We start from the raw sequence: 25227 nt of genomic DNA on the forward strand, positions 1-25227 counted from the left end.
CATGCGCGCAGCGGAAGCAGGTTTCACCCTCATCGAGATGCTGGTTGTGGTCAGCATTCTGGGCCTCTCCCTGATGGTCGTGCCGGCCATCACCGGCGGTATCGGCGGCAGCCGGCTTCGTGCCGCGTCGGACAGTATGATTGCGGTGCTGCGTGAGACGCGCGCCGAGGCGTTGCGCCGCGACGGGCCGGCCGACTTCGTTCTCAGCATGTCGGGCGAGAGCTATGCGACCTCCTGGCGGGCGAGCAAGCAGCAACTGCCTGGCGCTGTCACAAAGGTCGAGATCGTTCCGCCCGCCCTGGCGGATGCCAAGGGTCTCGTTCTCATCCGCTTCCAGCCTGACGGCCGCGCCACGCCGGCACAGATCATGCTGTTCAGCGGCGACCGTCGCGTTGTGATCGGCGTCGATTGGCTGACGGGACGGGTGCGGCAGGATGATTAGTCACCATTCCGCGCGGGATGCCGGCTTCACGCTGGTGGAACTTCTGGTGGCGCTGACCGTCGTCGGACTTGTCACGGGCTATGCGCTGCAAAGCCTGTCGGGTGCCCTGGCACAGCTTGCGAGCAGCCGGGATGTGACGGTTGCGACATCGGTCGCCCAGTCGGCTCTGGCACGCGTCGGCCAGGATATTCCTTTCGGCAAGGAGGTGGCAGGTGCGTCAGGCGCCTATGATTGGGTCGCGCAATCGCGGCGCTTCACGGCGATTTCCGTTCCGGTGGCGAGCGGTGTCGCAGCCTATACCGTTGTGGTGAAGGTCAGCTGGCGCGAGCGCGGCAGACAAAGACAAATTGAAATGGAAACAGTCGGACTTGCCTATCAGCGGTTGGGTTCATGACATCACGAACGCGCATGGCCGGTTTCACGCTTGTCGAAGTCATGGTCGGCCTCGCATTGCTGGCGATGCTGATGACCGTGATCCTTTCGGCCATACGGATTGGCACGGGCATATGGACCCGGGCTGAATTCCAGGCGGACGATCTCGATGCCATGACAGCGGTACAGAACCTGCTGCGACGGACGATAGAGTCCGCGCAACCCGCCTTCGCCTCATCCAAGCCGGCCGACCAGTCGATCCTGTTCGCGGGCGGCCCGGCGACCCTGCGTCTGGTCGCTCCGATGCCGGGAAGCAATAATCTGGGATCATGGACCTTGCTCACGCTGCACCTTGTTCAAGATGGCAAGGATAAGGCGCTGACCTTGAGTTGGGACGAAGCCGGGCGTTCCCATCAAGACTGGCTATTGGATCAGGTCACCGAACTCGATCTCAGCTATTTCGGCGCAGCCTTGGCGAGCACGGCGCCCCAGTGGTCCAAGCAATGGGCGAGGGCAGATAGGCTTCCGGCCCTCATCCGTCTTCATATCGTGCGCAGCCCTGCCTGGCCTGTCTGGCCCGATTTGATTGCCGCCACCCCGGTCAATGCCAATGCGACTTGCCTGAGCGATTCCGCGGGCAAGGACTGCCGGCGGATAACCCGATAATGCGGATCGAGACCCTCGCTTCATCCCAGGCGCTGTACCCGATCCGCCGCATCGTCTCCTGGTGGCTTGCCGAGCTTGCCGGCATGGTGCCGAAACGCTGGACCGAGCGTGGCGCCACTGGTCCGGTTCTTCTCCTGTCGCGCAAAGGCGTCATGCTGCTGCGGAACAAAGCCGAGCCGCTGGCTTTGCCAGAGGACGGCACAGACTGGGACAAGACGCGGGCTGTCCTGCGCAGAAGCCGGGGCAACTTGACCGTTCGGCTTGATTCCTCGCTTTTGCTGACAACGAGCACGGTGCTGCCTATCGCGGCAGAAGGGAACTTGCGGTCCATTCTGCAAAACCAGATCGACCGGCTGCTGCCGCTTCCCGCCGATGAGGTAGTGTTCGACTATACGGTTTTGGCCCGCAATCCGCAGGAAAAGACCATTACCGTGCGACTTCTCGTCACGACGCGCGCGACCATCGCCCGTGCCCTCGATTTCGCCAATCGCTTCGACATCACGCCAAGTCGGATCGTCACGATGGAGCCAAGGCCCGTGGTCTTTTGGCGCGCGGATCGCGCCGGGCTTGGGCGCGGCCGGCGGCGTTTGCTGCATGCGCTGGAAATTCTGGCCCTGCTCCTGCTGATCGCATCATACGGGTGTTATCTGCAAAAGCTGAGTGCCGTGAAAACAGCTCTGGGTGAGGATGTGGCGCGGACCGCGAAAGTGGCGCTGCGCGCGCGCACGTTTTCGAACGAGATCACGCAGACCGAAACGACGCTCGCGGTGCTGACCAGTCAAGACCAGAAGGCCAAGCCCTTGTCCCTGGTCGACGCATTGACGCGGCTTCTGCCTGACGCTGCCTGGGTCAATCAGCTCTCGATGCGTGGACCCCAGATTGAGATCATAGGCTATACCGATCGTGTCTCCACCCTTATCCAGAGCATCGCGAAACACCCCGGTTTTGACAAAACGCATCTGCGCGCCCCCATCACGCCGTCACCGGATGGCAAAGGAGAGCGTTTCGATCTTGGTTTCACACTTGGCGACGGGGCCAGTCAGTGATGGCCCCGCGCATGTCGAGCATGAGCGGGCGTATGCTCGCGCTGCTCATTCTGCTCTTGGCACTGACGCTGGCCTGGAAAGCTGTCGTGCAGCCGATCATTGATATGGCGACAAGCCGTCAGAAGGAGATTGAGGCAATGTCCGATCGCCTCACGCAACTTCGCGCCATCGTGGCACGCATTCCGGCCTTACGGGCCAATGCGGATGCGCTGAGGGAACGGCTTGAAGCAGAAGGGGGAGTCTGGACCGGCACCAACGAAACCGTCGTCGCCACCAGCATGCAAAGTAAGATTCGCGATGTCGTGACCGGGCGGGGCGGGAAGATCCGCAGTACCTCGGAACTGAATGGGACCGATGAAGCTGGTCTCAGGCTGGTGCTGGTGCATGTGGTGATCGATGGCACTCTGGACACCGTGGTCCAAACGCTTGCGTCCATCGCGACCTCGCGGCCGCCCATATTCGTGGAAAATATGACGATCACAGCACCCACGCATAGCGCGCCCACACAGGTGCCGATGCTGTCACTCGATCTTGATGTGCTTGGTTATATGAGAAAGTCCGCCCAATGAGCCAGGCGATACGAAGCAAAGCTCGGCCGGCCCCGTTTGCCCCGCTAGCCTTGCGGCTGCTGGCTGTGCTGCTCGCGGCGGTTGTACTCTCCCGAATCCTCGCTTTGGGGCAAGGCAGCCTGCAGCCCGACATAGCGCGAGCCCGCCCGCTGGCCTCGCCGTCCGCTGCTGCCACAGCGGACCCGACGCCGCCGGAAGCCACCGCCACGCATTATCCCGCCATCATCGAGAGGCCGCTTTTTTTTGCTTCGCGTAAGCCGTGGCAACCGCCGCAGGCACCAAAGCCCCCGCCCGTGGTGCGTCCTCCACCGAAGCTGACGGGTTACCTGGCTCTGGGCATTCTCGAAAGCGGCTCGGTTCGCGTGGCCCTGATCAAACCGAAGAGTGGGAAGACCATCATGGTCTATGAGGGGCAGACGCTGGATGGGTGGATCTTGAAGACGATTGCCGGGAACCAGCTGCATTTTGTGACGGAGAGCGCAAGCTTCGATATGACGTTACCAAAACCGTCAAGTAAAAAGCCATGAGTTCCGTTTCATTGGTACATCGTTATCGCTTGCCTGGCCTTCTCTGCCTCGGTTTCGCGATTGTTTCGCTCAATGGATGCAACCATCAATCGGTGGCGCCGCTGGCCGGAGCGTCCGCGCCCGCCATCGCAACCCAACCGCTCGGCCCGGCGCCGGCGGCGGGCAACGGGCCGATTTCGCTCAGCACAGACAGCGACTCCGCTCGCTTCGTGCGGCCGGAGGTGCAGATCGGTACTGGTCAGTTTATGAATCCAGGCAGTACCCAGCCGGCGCCCGTTACCTTCAGCGGTGCCGATGTGTCGCTGAACTTCGTCAATGCCGATGCCCGTGATGTCGTGCAAAGCGTCATCGGCGGCATTCTGAAACAGGCCTATACGGTCGATCCGGCGGTGAAGGGCACGGTCACGCTTGAAACACCGTCACCCATCCCACGCAGCAACGTCATCGGCGTGTTGACGAATGCATTGCAGGTGAGTGGCATTGGCCTTGTGCTGCGTGGTGATGTCTATGCCGCCGTGCCCATCGCCAATGCCGCCAAACAGGCGCCCCTGGGGGCGAGCGTGGGCTTCGTCTCGCGCATGGTTCAGTTGAACTATGTTTCGGCCACCGAAGTCGAACAGGCGCTGCAACCGCTCGTGCCGCCGAACGCCTCTTTGCGGGTAGCGCAGGGCAGCAACGTTCTTCTGGTGTCGGGAAATTCCATCGATGTCGACACATTGTGCGATGATATCGCCTCCTTCGATGTCGACTATCTTCGGGGCATGTCCTTCGCCCTGGTGCCGTTGCAGAACGGCATGGCAAGCGAGGTCGCGACCGACGTCAATAAACTGCTGGCGACCACGTCGCGCGGCATAGGCGACATGGTAAAGGTCGCGCCTATCGAGCGCATGAATGCCATTCTTGTGACGGCGATGCAGCCCGCCTATCTCCGCCAAGTCGAAAACTGGATAACCCGCTTCGACCAAGGGAACGGGGAGGGGACGCCGCAGCTATTTATCTATCGCGTACAAAACGGTCGTGCCACGGACCTGGCCCTCGTCCTGCGGCGTGCCTTGGGCATTCAGGACACAGCGGCTGGCGGCGCCACACAGAGCGGGGGAGATGGCGGCAGTTTTGATATTCAGACGAATGCGAGTGATTCGAATGCGGCGGCCGGGCTAAAAACCGTCCAGACCGCGCTCTCGGGGGCGCCATCCTCCAGCGCCGCGGCACCCGCGCAGGCGGATGTCTTGCTCGGGGGCGGGGGCGGCAGCGGCAGTGACGCCGGCGCGGGGGGCTGGTCAGGCAGCGATGTGCGCGTGACCGCCGATCCCACCAACAATGCCCTGATCATCATGGCCAAGTCCCAGGAATACGCGACAATCCGCGCGGCCCTGACACAGTTGGACGTGACACCGCTGCAAGTGCTGATCGAGGCGACGGTCGCGCAAGTCACGCTCTCCAACCAGCTCAGCATGGGACTGCAATATTATATCAAAAGCGGCAATTTCGGCGCGATTTTCGCGCCCAGCCAGGCGGGCGCGGCCTCGGCGACGACCTTAACCCCCTTCGGCGGTTTTGCCCTCAATGGCGCCGCCAATGTACTTTATGCGGCGGGCGGCACCAATATCGTTCTGCAGGCGCTGCAGAGTAAGACGACGGTTCGCGTGCTCTCTTCGCCGGATCTTCTGGTGCTGAACAATGAAACCGCCAAGCTGCAGGTGGGTGATCAGGTCCCGGTCGCCACCCAATCCTCCTCCAGCACGCTCACCGATACAGCGCAGACGGTGAATGCCATCGCCTACCGTGATACGGGCGTGATCCTGCAGGTGACGCCGCGCGTGAACGAAAGCGGGCTGGTGCAACTGGACCTGGAAGAGGAGGTCAGCGCGCCCACGGCGACGGCGACCAGTTCCAGCTACGATCAACTGAACTCCCCGTCGATCTCGACCCGCAAGGTTTCGAGCACGCTTGCCATCAACGACGGCCAGACGATCGTTCTGGCCGGCCTGATCCAACAGACGGATAGCCGTGGCCAATCCGGACTGCCCTGGCTGCAGGACATTCCCGTCCTTGGCTATCTGTTTGGTACAAAAACGAAAAGCCTCAACCGTAGTGAACTGATCGTTCTGATCACGCCTTACGTTATTCGTAACCAGAACGATGCGGACAGTGTGACAGCGGAATTGCGCAACAGCCTGCGGTTGACCGTGCCGGTTGCCGCGCAAGCAGAATAGATAAGGTGGGCCATCGCCCGCCTGCGCCGGCCATGCGCGCGTCAGGCCGTGAAAGCGGCATGGCGCTCGTCGTCGCGCTTTGGGGGACAGCAATCCTGGCCATCGTCACGATGAGCGTTCTGGACCTGACGCGTGCGAACAGCCGGATGGAGCATAGCGGTTCGGATGCCGCTCGTCTTGGGGATGTCGCAGACGCTGCCATCAACCTCGCCATTCTCTCGATGCTTGGGCCGTCGAAGACCCGCCCACCCGTTCTGGGCCTGCCCTTCACCATTACCTTCGGCGGGTCTCAGGCGCGCATGACTATTCAGGATGAGGCTGGCAAGCTTGACCTCAACTTCGTGAGCGTCGGCATTTTGGAACAGATGCTGGCAGCGTCGGGCCTGGATGCGGCGCAACAGGAAGCGGTGGCAACCCGGATCGTTGCGCGGCGCAAAGGTGCGGATGCTCAGCCGTTCCAGTCGGTCTCTGCGCTTCGCGATGTCCCGGGCATCACGCCCGCAGCCTATAACTGGCTTTCGTCGACTCTCACCGTCTATGCGCAGACACCCTATCTCGATCCGACCTATGCAAGCACGCAGGTCCTGCAGGTTTTCCGCACTCAAGATCCGAGTATTGAGGCCCGATTGCGGGACAGGACAGATGCCGCACGCGGCATGCCTGCCACCACGCCCTTACCCGGTGTTGTGCTGGGGCATGCCTATACGATTACCGCCGAAGTCGCGGGGCTGCGCGGCGCGCGTGCCTTTCGTCGCGCCGTCATTCGCCTCAGCGGTCAGTCAAGCGCTCCCCTCCTCGTTTATGAATGGAACTAGCCATGCTCCACAATCTTCTGGGCTATTGCCCACGCCTCCGGACGAGGCCGCCGCAAATGCGGCGGGCAGGGGAGGCCGGTTTTACGCTGCTCGAAATCCTGGTCGTGATCACGATCATTGGCCTGCTGATCGCGCTCGTGGCGCCGGCAGCACTCCGCCAGCTTTCAGGGGCCAAAAATTCGATCGCGAAACAGTCGATCGAGCGGATCGGGACGGTGCTGGATCTCTATCACCTTGATGTGGGGTCTTACCCGACAACTCAGGAAGGGCTGGAAGCCTTGTTGCACAAACCTGCCGGCGCTTCGCGCTGGAACGGGCCTTATCTCAAGGGTGATAAGGTGGCGCTCGACCCTTGGAATCATCCCTATGTTTATCTAAACCCATCCGAGCGCAAAGACCGGGAATATGACCTCTGCTCGGCCGGGCCGAAAGGGAACGCAACGGGATCGGAGATGGTCTGCAATTGACGGGTCTCGGCCTGCTGCCCAGCTGGGCTTGGGTGCTGTTCGCGGCACCCTTCGCTGGCAGTTTTCTGGGTCTTCTGGCCGCGAGACTGCCTGTCGGGCGGCCGGTTGTGCTGGCGCGATCGGCCTGCGATCATTGTGGAGCAATGCTGGGCGCGACGCAGCTTGTCCCGTTGGTCAGCTACGCTTTGCAGCGCGGACGGTGCCGGCACTGCCGCGGCGCGATCTCGGCTTGGCATATGATCATGGAACTCGGCTGCCTCGGTATCGCTGTCTGGGGTGCCATGCTGGTGAGTGGTCCGACGCTCTATGCCGCCTGCCTGCTGGGCTGGATGCTTCTGGCACTGGCCGTCTGCGACTGGCGCAGCTTCCTCCTGCCCGATGCTATGACGCTGCCGCTTCTGCTGCTTGGGCTGATCTCAACCGAATGGTTATCCCCTGCCGATCTGCTCGATCACGGCATTGCAGTGATCCTGGGTTATGGCATCTTTCGTGGGGTCTCGCTCGCCTATCGACGGTTTCGCGGTAAGGAGGGGTTGGGCCAAGGCGATGCCAAGCTGCTGGCAGCTGGCGGCGCTTGGGCGGGCCTTTCGGCTCTCCCCGCGATTATGCTCGTCAGTGCGCTTGGCGGCCTGGCCCTGGCTGCCGCGCTCAGGTTGACCGGCAAGAGCGTCCGGCATGATACGGTCCTACCCTTTGGCCCGGCACTGGCGCTCGGTATCTGGCTTGTCTGGCTCTATCACTTATAAGGCCGTTCAAAATCATGCTGTGAGGCCGAGGAACCAGGAGGCCCAAGTGAACCTCCGCTCGGCAACCCAACGATTTCTCCGAGATAGCGGGCTGCTGTCGATCGCTTCTCTGGCGATGCGATGCTTTGATATCGCGATGCGTGCGGATCACCGCCGCCCAATGCCTATGGGGGCCGCTCGTAGCGCGATGACAACCTCACATTGGCAACTCCGATGCGCAGGACTTTTATTTTCTGATGCAGAAATGTTTCGCAGGTATTGTTGATCCATCACGATTATGTCATGATGCAAAAAATGAAGTCTCGGTGGCCTGTACGCCATTGAGATCAAGCTGTCCTGGGAGAGAGTTCAAGCGCAGAAAGATTGTAAGGGTGGCTTTAGCAATGACTCTCTTTGCGAGAGTCGTTGATTGCCAAACATGTTGATCTCCACATATTAAGTTAATAAACGGGGCCGCAGCTGACGCCTCGCAGGTGACAGAAACAATAATGCAGTTCTCCACTGCGCAACAATAATCTTGCCCCAAGAACGGCCCCTAAGCTCACTCATCTGCAAACGGAAACGCAACGGTATTCTACCGCCTGAAATTCTGTTGAAGCACCGCGGTGCAAACAGAGTTCACGCGTGGGATTTTAACGATCGGATAACGCCAAGTATCCGAGAAGTGATTACGTCTTTTTACTTATATAACTTTCAGTCGGGCCTAGCCTGAACGCCCGCAATATTACTCTGTTCCTTCTTGTAATTTTAGAGAAACAGCGACGCCGCCTAGAGCAGATCACAGTCAGATGGAATCATCCGACTGTGAGAACATGCTCGCAAAAACAATAATCTAGAACGGTATCTGTGAGCGTAAGCGAGCAGGAAACGCTCTAGCGGGCCGCAATGCGCGGGTAACAGCGCAAATTTTGGAGACTTGAAATGGCAACACGTGTTTGGAGTGCGACTGCGGGCAGTACGAGTTGGTACACGCGCCTGGATTGGAGTGGAGAACAGGTGCCGGGTGCCGGTGATACTGTGATCATCGGCCCGACATCGACTGGCAATTACCCCATTCTCAAGTCGAGTACGAAGATCCAGGGAATCACCATCAACGCTGGCGGATCTCTGACGATCGTCGGAGGTCGCTTTTATACGGTGGCGCTGACCGTATCGGGCGACGGGGTGAAGGGCGCCGATGTCGTTAACGCGGGAACCATTAACCTTGAGGGCAAAAGTGCGACCATCCTCGCCGCCCTCATTGTCAACGGCCGAGGCGGAATCGCCAATAGCGGTACGATCACCGCGACGGTCGGCAGTTCCTTGGACGTCGGCGCCCATCATGCCATCGCCAATAGCGGGATCATCGACGTCAAATCTGGCAAGCTGACGGTCACCGGCCTGATCACCGACACCGGTGCGAGCCAGATCAACATCTCCAGCGGCGCCACACTCACGACCGCCGAGGCGATCACCAACACTGCCGGCACGATCACGCTTGCCGGCGGCTCGCTCTCCACCGGAACGGCGGCCCTGACCCTGACGAGCGGTAGTCTCACGGGCTATGGCTCTGTCACAACCGGAAACTTCACGGGCGCCGGCATCCTGAAGGCATCAGGCGGCCTTCTCACTGTCGACGGCACGATCGATGCCACAGGTTCGGCGACGGTCTTGGAGATTGCCAGCGGTTCCACGCTCGACCTCGCCGGCAATGTCGGTTACAGTGGCCATATCCTGCCGACCTTGACGTTCCTCTCCAGCGTCAACGCGATCTTTGAGGACACCACCGTCACGCAAAGTGACGTCAATCTCGGAACGATCTCGGGCTTCGCAGGCAGCGATGAGATTAAGCTGGAGGGTTCCCGTCGCGGCACTGACAGGATTGTCGTCAGCGGCGATACGCTTTCGATCAAAAGCGCTACCGGATCGCTGTTGCAGACATACACCTTCGCCAGCGGCACGGATATGAGCGCGATCAGGCTCACCACGGGCCGCGGCGTCGATACGATTACCATCTGCTTCATGGCGGGCACGCTTGTCGGCACGCCGGATGGCGCGGCGGCGATCGAAACATTGCGGCCCGGGGATCTGGTTCTGACCAGCGACGGAATCGCCAAGCCGGTTAATTGGATCGGCGTACAGACCATTTCGACGCGCTTCGCCGATCCGCTCCGCAACCTGCCGATCCGCGTCAAGGCCGGCGCGATCGCCGAAAACCTGCCCGCGCGCGATCTGCTGATCTCACCGGATCATGCTCTGCTCGTGAATGGCGTGCTGATCTGCGCCGGTGCGCTGGTAAACGGAAGCTCGATCGTCCGCGAGGCTGATGTGCCGCCGATCTTCGTCTATTACCATATCGAACTCGACGATCATTCCTTGATTCTTGCCGAGAATGTGCCGGCCGAAACCTTCGTGGATAATGTGGACCGTCGGAATTTCGACAATTGGGCGGAATTCGAGGCGCTTTATCCCGAGGGCAAAAATGTCCAGGAATTGCTCTATCCACGCGCCAACAGCCATCGTCAGGTTCCGGTCTCCATAAGAACTGCCCTTGCGGATCGTGCTTTGGCTATCGGCACGGCGGTCTCGGCCGTCGCCTGAACGGGGACATCCTAGACCTGTGCGTAAGGCGGCAGTAGCTGTTCGCAAAAGAATTTGAGGAGGAGGCCGTTCGCCCGTGGCGGACGAGCGGCTGGACCTGACGGGCGATGGAGGCTGTAGACGATTCCTGTCGGGGCAGGCCTCCCAAGTGCGACTTGGCTGATAGGCCACAAAATTCGCACTTCGAGATAGAATCCACCCCGCTAGCACGTAATGTCGGCGCAAGTTAGAAATGTCATCCTTTGTGCAAAATAGAGATGTCACTCAGGTGGCAGCGAAGCTCGGCGCTTCGAGGTTATTCCGATGCGTATAGCGGGCTGGATCGAGACGACGCTGATGGGCGGGCAGGGCGGCCTGACGCTCTTTGATGAGGGCCAGAGCCGGACCGAGCCGCTTGTTTTCAACGATCGGGGCTTGCTCGAGCGTGCGGATCTTGTCGAAGACGCGGAACGGCAGATCACTGCCGCGATACTGTAACGCAAACCGACCGTCCGGATAGTTGACGACCATAATGCGCTTGCGAGCCAAACGCCGGGCCTGCGGGGTTGGTTCCAAAATCAGCATCATGCGGTCGTAATGGACCGTCAGATTTGAGGTCACACTGCGCTCATCCCGTGTCGCAAAAATTTCCGCTAAATTGTCATCCAGGGCCAAAGGTCGGTGCAAATCCGCATCGCTCTTGGGCGGCTTGGCAAACCGACGATTATGATCCTCCATAAAGCCCGGTAGCCAAGCATTGGCGGCTTCGATCGTATCAATTCCGGCCAGCCTCAACTCCTTGACCAGCCGGTCCTGCAGGGTTCCGAATGCCCGCTCGATCCGGCCCTTAGCCTGTGGTGAGTTGGCACAGATAATATCGATATCCAATGCGTGCAGCGCCCGGCCGAATTGCGTCATTCCGTCGCCACCTACGGCGTCGCGCTTGTAAACCCGAAAAACACTGAACTTGTCCGAGTAAAAGGCAATCGGCTTGCCCCAGTTCTCCAGATAGCTCCTGGTCGCGCGGAAATAATCAAAGGTGGTTTCGGCTGCCACAAAACGCAGCGCCATCAGCCGGCTTGTCGCGTCGTCGATGAACGCAAGCAGCGTGCAACGCGGCCGACGCTCTTCGAACCAGGCATGATCCGAACCGTCAATTTGAACCAGCTCGCCCACGCACTCCCGACGATTGCGCGGTTGATGTACCGAGGGAAGGCGGCGCCGGCGATCAATCCACAAGCCGTCTTCTATCATCCAATGCCGCAAGGTCTCCCGCGAAATGCCGAAGCCGTGCAGTTCGCTGAGCTTCTCGGTGGCCAGCGTGGGACCAAAATCGGCGTAGCGCTCCTTCACCAGCGCCATCGCCAGATCGCGATAGCTCGGAGGCAGTCGTCGGTTGCTCGGACGCCCGCGACGGCGCGACACCAGGCTAGGCGCACCTTGCTCACGCAGGCTCTTCAGAAGCCGGAAGACTTGTCGACGGCTCAGTCCCGTCAGCTCGGCCGCGTCCTGAACCCGCAGACCGCCCGATTGCACGTCCAAGAGAACCTTAAGTCGCGAAAACTCCCGATCGCTCATCGATACCACCGCCATCACACAATCCTCCGGACCCTCAGAACCGGAACACAGTGACACTTCTATTTTGCAGAGGGTGACATCTGTATATTGCTCCTACACCGCTAGCACGTAAATCTCGCAGAATATTTGTTATGTTAAATTCAATGTTAGATCTAAGTCCTGGCGGCCGGCCGCCACTCGGCGGTCACGGCCAAGGCCGCCCCACTGATTTTGGGGTATCGGAACCAAGAATCACCGATCCATGGTTCCGATCATGTTCCGCGTCTTGTCCTGCGAAATGACAAGCACTCAGGTAAATTGATCACTGGCACTATACCAAAATCATCCCGCCGTCACACATGATGATCTGTCCCGTCATATAGTCGGAATCGGCCGAGGCAAGAAAGGCGCAGATACCCGCGAGGTCAGCCGGAACGGCTGGACGGCCGACCAGGATATTCGCAGAAAACGAATTGAGGAATTCGCCCTTCTCCTTGATCACGCCTTTATCGATCATATCCCGCTCCAACCCGTCCCATAGCGGGGTCACGACAACACCCGGTGCAATGCCGTTGACCGTGATCTTATGCGGTGCGAATTCACGCGCGGCGGCTTGGGTCAGCGAGATGACGGCAGCCTTGCTTGCGCAATAAGGCGCGAATTCTGCATAGCCCTGGCGCCCGGCAATGGAGGCCGTGTTGATGATCTTGCCGCCCTGCCGGCTTGCGATCATCTGGCGGCCGACCTCCTGCATGCCGATCAAGACACCAAGGGCATTCACGCGCATGATGCTGTTGAAATTGGCATCATCGATGTCCATGAACGGCACTGGCTTGTTGAAGCCGGCATTGTTGAACAGCACGTCGATTTTGCCATAGACACCGACGACCTTTTCGACCATCGCGCGGGTCGCAATACGGTCCGCGACATCGACTGCCACACCCAGGCCAGAAAACCCCTCTGCCCGCAGGCTTTCTGCTGCATGCTCCGCTTTGCCACCGTCAAGATCGGCGATGACGGCATGCGCGCCTTCGGCCGCCACGCGGCGAATAATCCCCTCCCCCAGACCGGAGGCACCGCCGGTGACGATGACGACCTGACCCGCCAAGCGACCTGCCACGATCCGCGCGTCTTTGGTTGCAAGATCAGTCATTGCTCAGGGTCACCTTGATGCATTTATCAGCCTGCGAGCCAAGGGCAAAAGCCTCGATGCTGCGGCTCAGTGGAAATTCATGCGTGCGGATAGGGGAAAGGTCGAGCTTGGTGCGCTCCAGAAAGCGGATTGCCGCCGGCCATACGCCGGGCGAACCAATGCAGCCTCTGACAGTAAGATTGCGCATCTGGATATTGCCCAGATGGGAACTGACCATTCGTCCGATATTGATTCCGACCATCGACAAGCGGCCTTCTTCCCGCACGAGGTCGAAGACCAGACCGAGAGACGCATCATGGCCGGAGGCTTCCACCACCAGATCGGCACCCTTCCCTTGTGTCAGCGCCATGACCTGGTCAATCGTGTTTCCGGCCAGCGGATCGATGACCTCGGCCGCCTCAAGCTTCAAAGCGGCGTCCCGTCGGCTTGCGATTGGATCGATGACGATGACGCGCGCACCCATGCCGATGGCAGCCGCCGCGGACACAAGACCGATAGTGCCGCCGCCGGAGACCACAACCGTCTCGCTCGCATTCGTGCCGCCGGAGCGTTGCACGGCATAGAAGCCACACGTAAAGGGCTCGATCAGTGACGCAGTCCCGTCATCGATCGTGTCGGGCAATTTGTGCAGCCATTCCGGCCGAACCACGAAATATTCCCGGTCTGCTCCATTCAGGGAGAAGCCGAAATGGTGAATCCGATCCGGCAAACGCACAACGCATTCACCCACCACGCGCTCACCGCGATGGAAACCCTGCACGTTGCGGCCAGTCTCGACAATCTCTCCGCACCATTCGTGGCCGGGCGTCACCGGATAGCTGATCGGAATGATGTAGCGGCCCGCGAGCAACTCGTAATCAGAATGGCAGATCCCGACCTTGAGAAGGCGCACGAGAATTTCATTCTCGGTGATTTTAGGCACCGGCACATCTTGCAGAACAGGTGCGTCCGGCGTTTCGAAGACGAGCGCTTTCATGCCGCTTCTCTCCCCTCGCCTTGCACCGCTTCCAACCTTTGGCTTCGCGCGCCGCGCACGATCGCTTCAAGGAGTGCGATATTCGCGACCATCTCGGCGCCCGTAATGGGATAGGCAGCCTCACCGCGCACGGCGCGCGCAAAGGCCTCAAAATTCGTGACTACCGGCTCCGCAGGCTTCACCTCTTCGACCGTGATGGGCTGATCCTTCATGCCGGTGGTGACAACCCATCCGTCCGGCGCTTCGACATGGGCGCGGTCCCGCACATCGATCCAACCTTCCGTGCCGAAGACAGCGAAACGCGAGAAGAAGGGCGTGGCAAGTGTCGCGCTGATATAGGCGGTGCCGCCGCCGGCGAAGCGGACATAGGCGCTCATCGTGTCGCCGGAGGGCAAGTCAGACGCCCGCTGTTCGCAGGTCACCAGAACATCGCGCGCCGGGCCCATCAGCTTCACGGCGAGGTCCGTCAGATGAATGCCGGTTGCGGTCATGCCACCCGCCGGCGCTTGATCCGGCTTCAACCGCCAGTTTGCCCGATCGAGCTTGAGGAATTTGTCATGGCTGAAATTGGCCTCGATCTGCAGCAGGCGGCCGAGCGAACCGTTTTCAGCGGCCGTCAGGATCGCGGCGATCGGGGGCTCAAACCGCCGCTCATGGCCCATGCCCAGAACAAGCCCGGCCTGCTGGCAGCGCGCGACGGCCTGCTCGGCCCCGGCGCGTGTCAGTGCCAGGGGCTTTTCGCAAAAGACGTGCTTTCCGGCCGCGACGGTTTGCGCGATCTGCTGCTCGTGAAAGCTATGCGGTGTCACTAGCAGCACGGCTTCGATGGCCGGATCGGCCAATGCATCTTCGAGAGCTGCCGATACTGGGATTTTGTAGCGATCGGCAAATTGGGTTGCGATGTCCTGATTAACTTCGACCGCGCGCGCGATGCGAATACGAGGATTGCCTTCGAGCGTCGCCGCGATCTTGCTGCCCCACCAACCGAGCCCGACAAGGGCCACTTTTACCGGTTCCATCTGTTTCACTCCCATTGTCTTTTTTGCCGCGCGGTGTCTTCAGACCGCTTCCAGCATCAGCGCTATGCCTTGTCCGACGCCAATGCACATCGTCACCAAGGCGAAGCGCCCGCCACGCTGCTCCAGCGCATTGACCGCTGTCATGGCCAGCCTGGCGCCAGACGCCCCCAAGGGATGGCCGATAGCGATGGCACCGCCATGCGGGTTGACGTGCTCGGCATCCGCTGGCAGGCCCAACCGCCGCAGCACGGCAATGGCCTGGGACGCGAAGGCCTCGTTCAGTTCGATGACATCGACATCGCGAATGGACAGGCCGAGGCGCGCAAGCAGCTTTTCACTGGCGGGTGCCGGCCCCATGCCCATGATGCGCGGCTCAACGCCCGCTGTCGCCATGCCGAGAATCCGCGCGCGCGGCCTTAACCCATGGCGAGCGGCCGCCGCTTCACTGGCGACGATCAGCGCGGCCGCGCCATCATTCACGCCGGAAGCATTGCCGGCGGTGACCGTGCCACCTGTCTTGCGGAAGGGCGTCGGCAGTTTCGCCAAAGCATCCAAGCTTGTCTCCGGTCTTGGATGTTCGTCGACCGAGACCACGGTTTCGCTCTTCTTGCCGCGCATGGTGACAGGCACAATTTCCCGTGCAAAGAAGCCCTCAGCCTGCGCCTTTGCGGCGCGCTGCTGACTGCGCAGTGCAAACTGGTCCTGCTCCGCACGCGACACGCCAAACTGTTCCGCCACATTCTCGCCGGTCTCCGGCATGGCGTCTGTGCCGTAGAGCGCCTGAAGGGCCGGATTGATGAAGCGCCAGCCGATCGTCGTATCCTCAAGGGCTGCCTGTCGCGAGAAGGCCTGCGCCTGCTTGCCCATGACGAAGGGCGCCCTTGTCATGCTCTCCACGCCACCAGCCAGCGCGAACTCTCCCTCCCCAGCCCGGATCATGCGCGCGGCCGTGCCGAGCGCGTCCAGGCCCGAGCCACAGAGGCGATTGACGGTGCTCCCCGGAACCCCAGGCCCGAAGCCCGCCAGCAGCAGCGCCATGCGGGCGACGTTACGATTATCCTCACCGGCCTGGTTGGCACAGCCCATGGAGCAGTCGTCCAGCGCATCCCAATCGACGGAGCCGTGTCGCGTGTGTAGCGTCGCCAGGACATGCGCCAGCATATCGTCGGGACGCAGATCTTTCAGGGCGCCGCCGTAGCGGCCGAAGGGCGTGCGGGCAAAGTCACAGATAAAAGCTTCAGACATGAACGGTCTCCGCCGCCAGCAGAGAGGCGCCCGTCAGGCGTCTGAGGTCTTCGATGGAAATATCCTGGTGCTTGTCGCGAAGGACAAAACCTGCAGGCGTCACGTCGATCACCGCTAAATTGGTGCAGATCCGGCTGACGACGCCGAGCGCCGTCAGTGGATACCGACATTGCTCGACGAGTTTGGGGGCGCCGTCGCGCGTCGTATGCTCGGTCATAACCCAGACGCGCTTGGCGCCGGCCGCGAGGTCCATCGCGCCACCGACCGCCGGCGCCGCATCGGCCTCCGAGATCGCCCAATTCGCCAGGTCGCCGTTGCTGGCAACCTCGTAGGCGCCGAGGACGCACAGATCGATATGGCCGCCGCGGATCATCGCGAAACTGTCCGCGTGATGAAAAAAAGCCCCACCCTTGTGCAGCGTGACATGCTGTTTTCCGGCATTGATCAGCCAAGGATCTTCCTGCCCTTTCTCGGGGGCCGGCCCCATACCCAGCAGTCCGTTTTCGGAATGCAGCACCACTTCGCGGTCATCGGGGATCGCGTCGGCGATCAATGTCGGGATGCCGATGCCGAGATTGACATACCATCCTTCCGGAATCTCGGCAGCAACGCGCGCCGCCATTTCCCGTCTGGACCAACCAGCGGCGCTCATGCTGCAAGCTCCTTGGGTAGCGGCAATGTCAGGATGCGTTGGACGAAGATGCCCGGTGTCACGACCACTTCCGGATCGATGGCGCCGAGCTCGACGAAATAATGCGTCTGCGCGATCGTCAACTTCGCCGCCGTCGCCATGACCGCGTTGAAATTGCGGCCGCTCTTTTGATAGGTCAGATTGCCCCAACGATCGGCAAACCAGGCTTCGACCAGCGCAACGTCGCCGGGCAGCGCTTGTTCCAGCACATAGAACCGGCCGCCGATTTCCCGGACTTCCTTGTCCTTAGCGAGCTTCGTGCCATAGCCTGTGGGGGTGAAGAACGCCGGAATGCCGGCGCCGGCCGCGCGTAGCCTCTCGGCGAGCGTGCCCTGCGGCACAATTTCCAGCTCGATCTTGCCGGCTCGAAACAGATCCTCGAACACAACGGATCCCGCGCTGCGCGGGAAAGAGCAGATGATACGACGGACGCGCCCGGCCTCCATAAGCTTTGCAAGACCGACCCGCCCTGCTCCGGCATTATTGGCGACAACCGTCAGGTCACGTGCCCCTTGATCGATCAAAGATTCAATCAATAGATCAGGTTGTCCGACCGCACCGAAACCGCCGACTAAAATCGTCGCGCCGTCTTCAATGCCCGCGAGCGCCTCCTCGATAGTCGCGACTGATTTGTTGATCATGATGTGTGAACCACTGGAGGCATCAGGCAGCCCTCCTGCTTGATTTGTGACGAAAAATGCCGTCGATCCGCCGCTGAGCGGAAACGAGGGCTGCTCTGTCCGTTGTTTGCCCGGTCAGGGCATCATGCACTTCCTGGCCGATGATCGCTTCCATCGCGACATATTCGGGAATCGGCGGGCGCTGCCAGCTGTCGAGCAGATCGCGCCGCGCCACGCGCTCCACAAAGTTCACGATCGGTGAGCTTTGCATGACCTCAGGGTCAGAGATCACGCTGAAACGCGGACGCACCGGCAGTCCGCTTTTCAGATGATCCCGCACCGTATCGGGCGAGGTGATCCAGGCGATCGCATCGACCGCAAGGCGCATGCGCTCTTCCGGCAGATTGCTCGGAACTGCGAGCACAAAACCGCCGATCGGCGCTGTCACCTTGCCTTGGGGGCCGGCAGGATGCGGCAGGTATTCCACCTTGCGGCCGACTTTGGAGCGCGTGTCGTATTCAAAACGCGCGGCCCGCATGCTCCAGCAATAGGTCATCGCCGCGTGCCCGGTTAGAAAGGTATCGAGGCTTGCTTCCCAATCCAATTCCGTCACACCAGGCGGCGAAATCTCCACCAGCCTGTGCATATAGTCGAGGACGCGCAGCCCCGCTGTCATGTCGATGACCGGCCTTACGGGTTTGCTGGCTGTCTTGGCAGAGCGGTCCAACAAAAAGCTTCCGCAATCGCCGAGCAGGAACAGGAAACTCGCGGCGATCGGCATGCCTCGCGCCGCATTCCAGGTAATGCCATAGCGGCCATGGGCGGGCGCGTGCAGCGCCTTGCCGGCAGCCAGCACCTGTTCGAAGTTCGACGGAAACCCGATATTGGCTTCCTGAAAAAGATCCCGCCGCACCGCCAATGTCTCGATCGTACAATAGATCGGCATGCCGTATTGCGTGCCACGCCATTTGCCGGTTGCCCAGAAATCCGCATGAAATTCGGTCGGCTCCAACCCGGCATCCCGCACCACATTGCCGAGCGGGCGAATGAAACCCTTGGCCGCGAATTCCCCCATCCAGGGAATATTGATGGCAACGATATCATATTGCGAGACGGGCCTTTGGGCATTTTCCATCGCAAGTTGATAAAGCTGCGGCAGGCGCGCCAAGGTAAAGTCGCGACGGGAGCCAAAGCTTGTTCGCAGATCAGCCCACATATTCTGCAACGCGACGAAATAATTGTCCTCTGCCAGCAGAAAGCGAATGTCGAAGCGCTTGCTGTGCTGAGCGCCGGGTGACCCGCCGATAGGCGAAGCGCCGAAATAATAGTCCTCGCTCGCCTCCCCAGGGCCGCGACTACCCAGGGTTTGAGCGACCGCGCGCTTCACCTCAACCAGATAGGATTCGAACAGTTTCTTGAGCTTCGCACTTGGCTGCAGAGCGAATGATTTCCCTGTCTTCGTGCGCGGCACGCGGGTAATCAGCCCCGCGTCTATCAACTCCTCGACCTTGCGTAACGCCGTGGTGTAAGGCGCGTAACCGGCCTGGGCTAAAGCCGAGATGGTGACGATATCCCCACGGGTCACACTGCTCATGAGATGATGGACCAACTGCCAAACGAGTTCGCTGTCACCTTGTGGAAATGCTTTTGCCCAGGGCGAGCGTAGCTTCTGCAGAAAGTCCAGAATCCTCAGGAGTTCAAGGTCATTCATTGCAATTCCTAAGCCCTGTTTCCTGTTCCCTAGGCCAAGGGCAAGCCCGCCTGAGCCTCATATTGCTCAAGCAGCACAAAAAAGTCCTTCAAGCCACTCCCTTGAGCGCGCGCCACTTCATATTGTTGGCGGATCAGGCTGATCAGAAACACGGGCACCTGCTCGCTACTTGCGGCGTCCAGGACCAAGTCAAAATCCTTGATCATCTGTTCGACCGTAAAGGCCGGCGTGAAATCGCGCGATGTCAGCATGTCGCGCTTATAGGCGATCAGCGGCGATGCCACGGCGCTTTCGCAAATGACCTCCAGCATCTGCTCCGTCGTCAAATTGCCTTTCCGCCCGAAGGTGAGCGCCTCGGCAAGAAGGGCCGATGTGGCACCCACAAGCATATTGATGGCGAGCTTGAGATAGCGCGCCTCCTCCCCGGTGCCGAGATAGAAGCGGCGGATGGAAAACGTCTCCAGCAAGGGCTCCACAATGCGGTAAGCGGCTTCCGCGCCGGACGCGAGGACCGTGAGTTTGCCGGCCTCAGCCGTCGCGGTACTGCCGGACAAGGGCGACCGCAGATAGTGGATACCCGCTGCCGCCAAAGCGATGCCGACCTCAGCCGACACACGCGGCGATACCGTGCTGGTTTCAACCAGGATCGAATCCGGGGCCATTCTTCGCGCAAGCCCTTGATCACCCAAAACCAGCGAGCGCAGAACGCCATCATTCGGGATCGACAGAAACGTGATGGGCGCGGCTGCCGCGACCGCCTCAGGGCTCAGGGCGACCTCCGCGCCTGCCGCCGCGGCGATGGCCGTTGCCTCCGGCGATATATCATAGACATGGAGCTGATGCCCGGCCGCCCCGATATGGCGGCTCATCGGCGCACCCATCTTGCCGAGGCCGATCCAACCCACAGACATCCTATTCCTCATGTGGGGGCTCCGTTCAATCCGGCAACCGTCCTGGCGCCAGTCATAGGGTTCAACGCCTCCTTCTGGAGGCGAAAGTCGAGGGACAAGCATTGGCAGCCCTCGGGGAGACTATACAGCCGGCGTTCTTCCGTCGTGGGATCACGCAAAGGCGTTATCAGACTGTCTTTCACGCCGAAGACAGCATCGCTATCGAGGTAAGGATCACCATCGATAAAAATATGCGTCGTCAGCGTGTCATAGCCAGCGCAGCGCAGAATGAAATGAATATGGGCCGGGCGCATCGGATGCCGGCCCAGGGCTTTGAGCATATCGCCGACAGGCCCGTCGCTCGGGATCGGGTAGGAGGCCGGCACAATGCTGCGAAACCAGAAATCGCCATCGGAACCCGTGCTAAAAACGCCGCGCAGATTCATATCGGGCTGGCTATCATCCTGTGTATCATAGAAGCCGTCCTCGGATGTCTGCCAGACATCCAGCTCGACGTTTTCAAGGGGCAAGCCATGCTCATCGCTTACACGCCCAAGCACAAATAGCGGCTCACCCCGGCCATGATGCGCAATCATCGCACCCATCGGCAGATGCGGCGCGCCATCGACATAAAAAGGCCCAAGCACGGTCGAGGGTGTCACTTCATCGATCTTGCGGCTGTTGATGGCATCGACGAGCATGGAGACGCCCAAACAGTCCGAGAGGAGGATGAACTCCTGCCGCCGGTCGCTGCTGATCTGGCCCGTACGTGTCAGAAACTGAATAGCGGCCAGCCATTCCTCCGGCGTCAGCCGCAATTCCTTGACGATCGCGTGCAGATGCGGAACCAGGACGGACATGATCTCGCGCAGACGCTCATCCGTGCAACCGGCATTGCGCTCCAGCACCGCCTCAACCGACCGTTCTTCCGTAAAATGCTGGGTTTTACCGAGCATCACGCTTGCTCCTCCTGAGGCGGTTTCCCCGCGAAAGCATTCTGGAGAAGCCTGCGTAGCGCCGCTGTCTCCAACGGTCGTGGGTTAGGATAAGGGCGTGCCGCCGCTTGGGTAACGGCCTGCTCGATATCAGCTTCGCGCATGCCGATCTCTGCCAGGCTGAGCGGTGCGCCCAGGCGCCGGGACAGATCATACAGCCCTTGCGCGGCATTCTCTGCCCCCAGAGCCGATGCGATGCGCCGCATCGCCTCCGGCGCACCCGCGGCATTATATGCGACCGCATGGGGCAGCACGACGGTATGGGTCGGTGCATGAGGAAGATTGAAGGACCCACCGAGCACATGACAAAGCTTGTGATGCAGCGCCATGCCCACAGAACCGAGTGCGATGCCGCAAAGCCAGGCACCATAGAGCGCCTGATGGCGTGCATCCCGGTCATGAGGATCTGCCACGATGATCGGCAAAGCCTTCGCCAGCGCCTTGATCGCCTCCTCCGCCATCAGGGAGATGATCGGATTGCGCTCCTCCGCATAAAGCGCTTCGACCGCATGGGCGATGGCATTCATGCCACTTGTCGCGCTGATCGCTGGCGGCAGGCTGAGTGTCAAGGACACGTCGTAAATCGTCGTCTCCGGCAGCACTTTCGGCGTACGCAGCGTGATTTTCTCGCCGTTCTTCGTTTCGCCGAGGATCGGTGTCATTTCTGACCCGGCATAGGTCGTCGGCACGGCGATTTGCGGCAAGTCCGTGCGCAGAGCGATGGCTTTGCCGAGGCCGGTGGTCGATCCGCCACCGACGGAGACCACGCCGTCCACATTCAGGGACTGCACGACGGCCAGGGCCTGCTCGGTGATGTCGACCGGCGTATGCATGGTCGCCCGGTCGAAAAGTCCGACGGCAAGCGTACCGAGACGCGCCGCGATATCGGCGGCCTGGTCTTTTTGCTCCGGCGTCGACAGCACGAGGATTCTTCCCATGCCGAGGCGCTCTGCCTCTTCCGGCAATTGCGCCAAGGTGCCGTCGCCAAAGACGACGCGCATCGGCAGGCCATCAAATACAAATGGTTCTAGCACTTTGCCTCCCGTAATCGCGCGACGTCATATTATTTGTGCGGCGCATCATAGGACTGCACCGCGCGTCGGCTTCAGCCCAACTTAGGTTCGCCATCCTGCCAGGGCGAGATGTAAATTGTCCAATTTGAACAATTTCAATCTAGCCAAACTGCGTTTTGAGTTCCACCCTCTCGGAAACTGAGGCAGCGTTGTCTCGGCAAGATAAACAAAAATGGATTGCCATCATCGGCAACCAAGAGGGGAAACATGAGGAACGGATTCAAAGCCGCGCTTCTCGGCACGCTGGCTGCTGGCTTTCTCGCAGGCGTCGGTCATGCGCAAAGCCAACCCGCAACGCCCGCCGGATATCAAGGCGCGCCGCGCACGGAACTTTTCAATCCGGCGCTCACCACCTGCATTCGCGACACCTCGAAATACAAGAAGGCGCCTCCCTATACGATCGGCTTCTCCAATGCCGGTCTCGGTGACAGCTGGCGCGTCGTCGCATTGGATGAATTGAAGCAAGGTGCCGAAGACCACAAGGACGTCATCAAAAAGCTGATTATTACCGATGCTGGGCATGATGACGCCAAGCAAGTCTCGGACGTGCAGGATCTTGCGTCTCAAGGCGTTGATCTGATGATTGTCAGCGCGAATACTGAAAAGGCGCTTGACCCGATCGTCACGCGCGTGATGCGCCAGGGTATTCCGGTCATCATGCTCGACCGTCGCATCTCATCCGATCATTTCGTCACCTATATCAACGCCTCGGATCCCATGATGGGCCGCCTCTGGGCGCAGTGGATCGTCGAGAAGCTGCATGGCAAGGGCAATGTCGTGCTGCTCGGTGGTCAGGCCGGGTCAAGCCCGAGCGAAAACCGCATGAATCCGGCCAAGGAGATCTTCGCGCAATATCCCGGCATTCATATCCTCGACACGGTCTATTCGGACTGGAGCCCCGTGAAGGGTAAGCAGGTCATGCAGGCCGTCATCGCCAAATACGGTCACAAGATCGACGCGGTCTGGTCGGCCCATGGCCTGCAGGTGCCTGGCTCGATCGAGGCCTTCGTGGAGGCCGGCTTCAAGCCTGGTGAAATTCCGATGCACACCACGGCGGACGTCAACGGCCCGTTGCTTGAAGCCATCAAGTATAAAGTGCCGATGCTGGAGATCAGCGACCCGCCGTCACAGTATCGCACAGCGATCGACGTTGCCCTGAAAGTATTGAGCGGCGCGGCCGTTCCCTGCACCTATACCGTGAACTCTCAGATCTCGGTGACCCCTGGCGACGAGACGCCGTCGATCAAGAGCGATGTCCCGTTCGACAGCCTGGGCCTGCCGGATAAGCCGTCCAACTACCTCGTGACCAATGATCTCGGGCCGACCTACGATCCGACGACCGCGCATACTCAATATCCGCATTGAGGTCGCCATGCTTTCGGTCAGCGGCATCCGTAAAGCCTTCCCCGGCGTGCAAGCGCTCGCCGGGGTCAAGCTTGAGGTCAAGGCCGGGGAAATTCATGCCCTGGTTGGTGAAAATGGCGCCGGCAAGTCGACGCTGACCCGGATCATCGCGGGCGTGGAATCGCCCGACGAAGGCGAAATCCGCCTCGGTGAGGCGGTCGTCCAATGGCATGGACCGGCACAAGCCAAGGCAGCCGGCATCCATGTCATCTATCAGGAATTCGTGCTCTTCCCGCATCTGACGGTCGCCGAAAACATCTTTCTTGGCCGCATGCCGCGCAACCGTCTCGGTCTTCTTGACCACGCGCAGGCCGAACGGCGGTCGCGGGAGATTCTGGATCGGCTTGGCGTTTCGATCGACGTGCGTCAGCAAGTGCGCTTGCTGACGGTCGCCGACCAGCAGATGGTCGAGATCGCCAAGGCAATGATCGATACGCCGAAGGTGCTCATTCTTGACGAGCCAACGGCTGTCATCGCGGGCCGGGAGGTGGAACTGCTCTTCACGCGGTTGCGCCGGCTGCGCGAGGCTGGTGTCGCCATCATCTATATTTCGCATCGGCTGGACGAGATTTTCGCGCTATGCGACCGGCTGACCGTGATCAAGGACGGGCAATGGATCGCGACACAGCCGGTCGCCGGCATGACACGCGACACGCTGATTACAATGATGGTCGGCCGCGATCTCGCCCATCTTTTCCCGCCCCATGAACAGCCGCCGCCGGCCCAGCCGGACGTCGTGCTGCAAGCGCAGGACATTCATGTCGGCAGGCGCGTGCTCGGCTGCAGTCTGGAACTGCATGCCGGCATCATCACAGGTCTTGCCGGTATGGTTGGGTCAGGACGCTCGGAACTCGCGATGGCGATCTTCGGCGGCCTGCCGATGGAACGCGGCACCGTCACGATCGCCGGGCGGAGCTTCCGCACGATCACGCCAGGACAGGCAATCAGCCTTGGTATCGGCTTCGTGACCGAGGATCGTAAAGGCCAAGGCCTCGCCATGCTGCAGCCTATCGGGGCCAATATCAGCGCCGCAAGTCTGGAGACGGTCCGGCGCGGGGTGATGCGGGACGGCCGCCGCGAATGGCAAATCGCTGAGGAAGATATCGCAAGCTATCAAATTGCTTGCCGCGGTCCCGGCACGCTGGTCTCGACCATGTCCGGCGGCAACCAGCAGAAAGTGTTGATCGCTCGGTGGGCAAGGGCCTGTCACCGTGTGCTGATCCTGGATGAGCCGACACGCGGCGTCGATGTCGGCGCGCGTGCGGAGATTTATCGGATCATGCGTGGGCTCGCGGCCCGCGGCATTGCGATCCTGATGATCAGTTCCGAACTGCCGGAAGTCGTCGGCATGTCCGACCGCGTCTATGTCATGCGTGAGGGATCGATCACGGGCATCCTGGAAAAGGATGAGATCACCGAGGAAGCGGTCGTCGACCTCGCGACGCATGACCGGCAGGCTGCCTGAGGA

Annotated in this window: 24 protein-coding genes; 13 read left to right on the plus strand and 11 right to left on the minus strand. The window is 60.6% G+C overall.

What is annotated here, in order from left to right; genetic code table 11:
• Nucleotide 1: 1 nt before the first annotated feature.
• The 11 genes from ACELLULO517_RS14620 (at nucleotide 2) to ACELLULO517_RS14670 (ending at nucleotide 10446) form a co-directional block, all read left to right on the plus strand.
• A complete protein-coding gene (locus ACELLULO517_RS14620; RefSeq protein WP_227308146.1) occupies nucleotides 2-442 on the plus strand; it encodes a GspH/FimT family pseudopilin in 441 nt (146 codons plus the stop codon).
• The gene (locus ACELLULO517_RS14625; protein ID WP_227308147.1) at nucleotides 435-836 is read left to right on the plus strand and encodes a PulJ/GspJ family protein; all 402 of its coding nucleotides are present in this window, start codon (nucleotides 435-437) and stop codon (nucleotides 834-836) included. The genes ACELLULO517_RS14620 and ACELLULO517_RS14625 overlap by 8 nt, the downstream gene beginning before the upstream one ends.
• Nucleotides 833-1480 carry a prepilin-type N-terminal cleavage/methylation domain-containing protein gene (locus tag ACELLULO517_RS14630; RefSeq protein WP_227308148.1) on the plus strand — a complete coding sequence of 216 codons (648 nt, stop codon included), beginning with the start codon at nucleotides 833-835 and terminating at the stop codon, nucleotides 1478-1480. The genes ACELLULO517_RS14625 and ACELLULO517_RS14630 overlap by 4 nt, the downstream gene beginning before the upstream one ends.
• On the plus strand, nucleotides 1480-2526 hold the full coding sequence (locus ACELLULO517_RS14635; protein WP_227308149.1) for a PilN domain-containing protein: 1047 nt from the start codon (nucleotides 1480-1482) through the stop codon (nucleotides 2524-2526). Before ACELLULO517_RS14630 ends, ACELLULO517_RS14635 begins: the two co-directional genes overlap by 1 nt.
• Before the next feature lie 32 nt (nucleotides 2527-2558).
• Complete coding sequence (gene gspM, locus ACELLULO517_RS14640) at nucleotides 2559-3095, plus strand: type II secretion system protein GspM (protein WP_227308150.1); 537 nt, start codon at nucleotides 2559-2561, stop codon at nucleotides 3093-3095.
• Entirely contained in the window at nucleotides 3092-3622 is a 531-nt protein-coding gene (locus tag ACELLULO517_RS14645) for a hypothetical protein (RefSeq protein ID WP_227308151.1), read from the plus strand. The genes gspM and ACELLULO517_RS14645 overlap by 4 nt, the downstream gene beginning before the upstream one ends.
• Complete coding sequence (gspD, locus tag ACELLULO517_RS14650; protein WP_227308152.1) at nucleotides 3619-5838, plus strand: type II secretion system secretin GspD; 2220 nt, start codon at nucleotides 3619-3621, stop codon at nucleotides 5836-5838. Before ACELLULO517_RS14645 ends, gspD begins: the two co-directional genes overlap by 4 nt.
• Nucleotides 5839-5843: 5 nt before the next feature.
• Complete coding sequence (locus ACELLULO517_RS14655) at nucleotides 5844-6653, plus strand: type II secretion system minor pseudopilin (protein ID WP_227308153.1); 810 nt, start codon at nucleotides 5844-5846, stop codon at nucleotides 6651-6653.
• Between the two features lie 2 nt (nucleotides 6654-6655).
• Nucleotides 6656-7120, plus strand: coding sequence for a type II secretion system major pseudopilin GspG (gspG, locus tag ACELLULO517_RS14660; protein ID WP_406566269.1), 465 nt, complete (start codon nucleotides 6656-6658; stop codon nucleotides 7118-7120).
• Nucleotides 7117-7866 carry a prepilin peptidase gene (locus ACELLULO517_RS14665; protein WP_227308154.1) on the plus strand — a complete coding sequence of 250 codons (750 nt, stop codon included), beginning with the start codon at nucleotides 7117-7119 and terminating at the stop codon, nucleotides 7864-7866. The genes gspG and ACELLULO517_RS14665 overlap by 4 nt, the downstream gene beginning before the upstream one ends.
• Before the next feature lie 921 nt (nucleotides 7867-8787).
• Nucleotides 8788-10446: a Hint domain-containing protein gene (locus ACELLULO517_RS14670; RefSeq protein WP_227308155.1), complete on the plus strand. Its 1659-nt coding sequence runs from the start codon at nucleotides 8788-8790 to the stop codon at nucleotides 10444-10446.
• Between the two features lie 264 nt (nucleotides 10447-10710).
• Here the strand turns inward: ACELLULO517_RS14670 and ACELLULO517_RS14675 are convergent, their stop codons facing one another.
• The 11 genes from ACELLULO517_RS14675 to ACELLULO517_RS14725 form a co-directional block, all read right to left on the minus strand.
• Entirely contained in the window at nucleotides 10711-12018 is a 1308-nt protein-coding gene (locus ACELLULO517_RS14675; protein WP_406566270.1) for an ISNCY family transposase, read from the minus strand.
• Nucleotides 12019-12313: 295 nt separating this feature from the next.
• On the minus strand, nucleotides 12314-13135 hold the full coding sequence (locus ACELLULO517_RS14680) for an SDR family NAD(P)-dependent oxidoreductase (RefSeq protein ID WP_227308156.1): 822 nt from the start codon (nucleotides 13133-13135) through the stop codon (nucleotides 12314-12316).
• Entirely contained in the window at nucleotides 13128-14111 is a 984-nt protein-coding gene (locus tag ACELLULO517_RS14685) for a zinc-dependent alcohol dehydrogenase (protein ID WP_227308157.1), read from the minus strand. Before ACELLULO517_RS14685 ends, ACELLULO517_RS14680 begins: the two co-directional genes overlap by 8 nt.
• Complete coding sequence (locus tag ACELLULO517_RS14690; RefSeq protein ID WP_227308158.1) at nucleotides 14108-15130, minus strand: Gfo/Idh/MocA family protein; 1023 nt, start codon at nucleotides 15128-15130, stop codon at nucleotides 14108-14110. Before ACELLULO517_RS14690 ends, ACELLULO517_RS14685 begins: the two co-directional genes overlap by 4 nt.
• Before the next feature lie 39 nt (nucleotides 15131-15169).
• Nucleotides 15170-16375 (minus strand): 3-oxoadipyl-CoA thiolase, encoded by a 1206-nt coding sequence (gene pcaF / locus ACELLULO517_RS14695; RefSeq protein WP_227308159.1) that lies wholly within the window; start codon nucleotides 16373-16375, stop codon nucleotides 15170-15172.
• Entirely contained in the window at nucleotides 16368-17027 is a 660-nt protein-coding gene (locus ACELLULO517_RS14700) for a 3-oxoacid CoA-transferase subunit B (protein ID WP_227308160.1), read from the minus strand. Before ACELLULO517_RS14700 ends, pcaF begins: the two co-directional genes overlap by 8 nt.
• Nucleotides 17024-17707 carry a 3-oxoacid CoA-transferase subunit A gene (locus tag ACELLULO517_RS14705; RefSeq protein WP_227308161.1) on the minus strand — a complete coding sequence of 228 codons (684 nt, stop codon included), beginning with the start codon at nucleotides 17705-17707 and terminating at the stop codon, nucleotides 17024-17026. Before ACELLULO517_RS14705 ends, ACELLULO517_RS14700 begins: the two co-directional genes overlap by 4 nt.
• 22 nt (nucleotides 17708-17729) lie before the next feature.
• Nucleotides 17730-19397 (minus strand): extracellular solute-binding protein, encoded by a 1668-nt coding sequence (locus ACELLULO517_RS14710; protein ID WP_227308162.1) that lies wholly within the window; start codon nucleotides 19395-19397, stop codon nucleotides 17730-17732.
• A gap of 29 nt (nucleotides 19398-19426) precedes the next feature.
• The gene (locus ACELLULO517_RS14715; protein ID WP_227308163.1) at nucleotides 19427-20308 is read right to left on the minus strand and encodes an NAD(P)-dependent oxidoreductase; all 882 of its coding nucleotides are present in this window, start codon (nucleotides 20306-20308) and stop codon (nucleotides 19427-19429) included.
• 8 nt (nucleotides 20309-20316) lie between these two features.
• Nucleotides 20317-21243: an intradiol ring-cleavage dioxygenase gene (locus ACELLULO517_RS14720; RefSeq protein WP_227308164.1), complete on the minus strand. Its 927-nt coding sequence runs from the start codon at nucleotides 21241-21243 to the stop codon at nucleotides 20317-20319.
• Nucleotides 21243-22283: a maleylacetate reductase gene (locus ACELLULO517_RS14725; RefSeq protein ID WP_227308165.1), complete on the minus strand. Its 1041-nt coding sequence runs from the start codon at nucleotides 22281-22283 to the stop codon at nucleotides 21243-21245. The genes ACELLULO517_RS14720 and ACELLULO517_RS14725 overlap by 1 nt, the downstream gene beginning before the upstream one ends.
• A 279-nt stretch (nucleotides 22284-22562) precedes the next feature.
• On the opposite strand from ACELLULO517_RS14725, the gene ACELLULO517_RS14730 reads away from it, so the two are divergent.
• Nucleotides 22563-23720 (plus strand): ABC transporter substrate-binding protein, encoded by a 1158-nt coding sequence (locus ACELLULO517_RS14730; protein WP_227308166.1) that lies wholly within the window; start codon nucleotides 22563-22565, stop codon nucleotides 23718-23720.
• 7 nt (nucleotides 23721-23727) lie between these two features.
• Nucleotides 23728-25224: a sugar ABC transporter ATP-binding protein gene (locus tag ACELLULO517_RS14735; RefSeq protein ID WP_227308167.1), complete on the plus strand. Its 1497-nt coding sequence runs from the start codon at nucleotides 23728-23730 to the stop codon at nucleotides 25222-25224.
• Nucleotides 25225-25227: the final 3 nt, after the last annotated feature.

Origin of the sequence: Acidisoma cellulosilyticum (assembly GCF_020621385.1) — a bacterium.
GTDB lineage: Bacteria > Pseudomonadota > Alphaproteobacteria > Acetobacterales > Acetobacteraceae > Acidisoma > Acidisoma cellulosilyticum.

Bases quoted from the DNA above. Each gene is read 5' to 3' on its own strand.
- ACELLULO517_RS14645 (WP_227308151.1), top strand. From the start codon at position 3,092: ATGAGCCAGGCGATACGAAGCAAAGCTCGGCCGGCCCCGTTTGCCCCG.
- ACELLULO517_RS14680 (WP_227308156.1), bottom strand. From the start codon at position 13,135: ATGACTGATCTTGCAACCAAAGACGCGCGGATCGTGGCAGGTCGCTTG.
- gspD (WP_227308152.1), top strand. From the start codon at position 3,619: ATGAGTTCCGTTTCATTGGTACATCGTTATCGCTTGCCTGGCCTTCTC.
- ACELLULO517_RS14710 (WP_227308162.1), bottom strand. From the start codon at position 19,397: ATGAATGACCTTGAACTCCTGAGGATTCTGGACTTTCTGCAGAAGCTA.
- ACELLULO517_RS14630 (WP_227308148.1), top strand. From the start codon at position 833: ATGACATCACGAACGCGCATGGCCGGTTTCACGCTTGTCGAAGTCATG.
- ACELLULO517_RS14620 (WP_227308146.1), top strand. From the start codon at position 2: ATGCGCGCAGCGGAAGCAGGTTTCACCCTCATCGAGATGCTGGTTGTG.
- ACELLULO517_RS14715 (WP_227308163.1), bottom strand. From the start codon at position 20,308: ATGTCTGTGGGTTGGATCGGCCTCGGCAAGATGGGTGCGCCGATGAGC.
- ACELLULO517_RS14625 (WP_227308147.1), top strand. From the start codon at position 435: ATGATTAGTCACCATTCCGCGCGGGATGCCGGCTTCACGCTGGTGGAA.
- ACELLULO517_RS14635 (WP_227308149.1), top strand. From the start codon at position 1,480: ATGCGGATCGAGACCCTCGCTTCATCCCAGGCGCTGTACCCGATCCGC.
- ACELLULO517_RS14730 (WP_227308166.1), top strand. From the start codon at position 22,563: ATGAGGAACGGATTCAAAGCCGCGCTTCTCGGCACGCTGGCTGCTGGC.
- gspG (WP_406566269.1), top strand. From the start codon at position 6,656: ATGCTCCACAATCTTCTGGGCTATTGCCCACGCCTCCGGACGAGGCCG.
- ACELLULO517_RS14700 (WP_227308160.1), bottom strand. From the start codon at position 17,027: ATGAGCGCCGCTGGTTGGTCCAGACGGGAAATGGCGGCGCGCGTTGCT.
- ACELLULO517_RS14670 (WP_227308155.1), top strand. From the start codon at position 8,788: ATGGCAACACGTGTTTGGAGTGCGACTGCGGGCAGTACGAGTTGGTAC.
- ACELLULO517_RS14735 (WP_227308167.1), top strand. From the start codon at position 23,728: ATGCTTTCGGTCAGCGGCATCCGTAAAGCCTTCCCCGGCGTGCAAGCG.
- ACELLULO517_RS14675 (WP_406566270.1), bottom strand. From the start codon at position 12,018: ATGGCGGTGGTATCGATGAGCGATCGGGAGTTTTCGCGACTTAAGGTT.
- ACELLULO517_RS14705 (WP_227308161.1), bottom strand. From the start codon at position 17,707: ATGATCAACAAATCAGTCGCGACTATCGAGGAGGCGCTCGCGGGCATT.
- ACELLULO517_RS14685 (WP_227308157.1), bottom strand. From the start codon at position 14,111: ATGAAAGCGCTCGTCTTCGAAACGCCGGACGCACCTGTTCTGCAAGAT.
- pcaF (WP_227308159.1), bottom strand. From the start codon at position 16,375: ATGTCTGAAGCTTTTATCTGTGACTTTGCCCGCACGCCCTTCGGCCGC.
- ACELLULO517_RS14725 (WP_227308165.1), bottom strand. From the start codon at position 22,283: ATGCGCGTCGTCTTTGGCGACGGCACCTTGGCGCAATTGCCGGAAGAG.
- ACELLULO517_RS14720 (WP_227308164.1), bottom strand. From the start codon at position 21,243: ATGCTCGGTAAAACCCAGCATTTTACGGAAGAACGGTCGGTTGAGGCG.
- ACELLULO517_RS14690 (WP_227308158.1), bottom strand. From the start codon at position 15,130: ATGGAACCGGTAAAAGTGGCCCTTGTCGGGCTCGGTTGGTGGGGCAGC.
- gspM (WP_227308150.1), top strand. From the start codon at position 2,559: ATGCTCGCGCTGCTCATTCTGCTCTTGGCACTGACGCTGGCCTGGAAA.